The sequence below is a fragment of the Megasphaera cerevisiae DSM 20462 genome (assembly GCF_001045675.1).
GTDB classification, from domain to species: Bacteria; Bacillota; Negativicutes; order Veillonellales; family Megasphaeraceae; genus Megasphaera; species Megasphaera cerevisiae.
In genome coordinates, this window is the sequence record NZ_LEKT01000124.1 from 1 (window position 1) to 1147 (window position 1147).

Sequence of the window (1147 nt, forward strand, 5' to 3'; positions counted from 1 at the left end):
GCAGAAGCTGCCAAACAAGCGCCGCATCACATTGAAAAAGAAACAGACAAGAAAGAGGACTCTCATCATGATGATACGCCGCCGTCTACCTCCGACAAGGAAGGGACGCTGATTGTGGACGCTACCTGTGCGCCATCTCGTATCAAATATCCTAGGGACATGGAATTGTTAAATGAAGGACGAGAAAAGCTGGAACATATCATCACCGTGCTGCATACTCCCACTGATGGAAAGAAACCGCGAACCTATAGCCCTGCATTTTCATTTTGAAAATCTCCCGTACCACAATGGCCGTATTTTCATCTACAATCAATAAGTTCCTAATTTCATCTGACTTCCGATAGCCATAGATTGGGCAAGCTCCTACATACATTCCATTTTCCCTCATAGTTTGCAGTGCATTTCGTGTCTTTACTGAAATCTCCCGGCTGGACTCATCGTTGATTGCTGCTTTGATATGCAAAACGAAATCATCCTTTGCGGGTGTTCTGTCAGTGTCAATTTGATACAGAATGGCGATAAAGCGAATACCCTAAGTAGGCAATATTCTGCACAGATAACGTCCTGTTTCAATAAAGTCACGTCCAAAGCGCGACAGATCTTTTACAATGATGCAATCAATTTTACTGTCCTTAACATCCTCCATCATTGCTGCAAAGCCTGGGCGATCAAATATAATTCCACTATATCCGTCATCTACCCGACGTGACACAAGCTTAATGTCAGGGTGATTGCTTACAAAATAGTTGATAATGCTTTCTTGATTTTCAATGCTATCGCTTTCTGTTTCTTTACTGCCCGCAACGGAGAGCCGCATATAGGCCACTGCACGATACTCTTTCATGGTGCCGTCCCTCCTTTACAGTATATGAATGTCTATTTTCTTATTGGTGTTCACTAGTGCTAGCATAAAAATAGTACAAGCCAAAATGAGAAAATCCTATACATGAAACCATGATACAATAGAAGTATCAGAAACGGGAGGAACTTATAATGGCGAAGCACTTTGATAAACAATTTAAACTGGATGCCATCCAATATTATCATGATCACCGGGATCTGGGGTTGGTCGGTTGTGCCAAAAATCTTGGCATAAGCCAGCAAACCTTGTCCCGATGGCAAAAAGAATTACGAGATACGGGAGACA

The 1147-nt window shown here is 42.5% G+C and carries 1 protein-coding gene and 1 pseudogene; one reads left to right on the top strand and one right to left on the bottom strand.

Annotated features, from left to right (window positions below):
• Nucleotides 1-270 (top strand): annotated as a pseudogene (locus AB840_RS18410) (IS5/IS1182 family transposase); the annotation flags it as partial.
• A 262-nt stretch (nt 271-532) separates the two neighbouring features.
• Here the strand turns inward: AB840_RS18410 and AB840_RS15925 are convergent.
• A complete protein-coding gene (locus tag AB840_RS15925) occupies nt 533-844 on the bottom strand; it encodes a recombinase family protein (protein ID WP_053078224.1) in 312 nt (103 codons plus the stop codon).
• Nucleotides 845-1147 lie beyond the last annotated feature (303 nt).

Coding starts and splice junctions, on each gene's coding strand:
- AB840_RS15925 (WP_053078224.1), bottom strand. CDS start 844: ATGAAAGAGTATCGTGCAGTGGCCTATATGCGGCTCTCCGTTGCGGGC.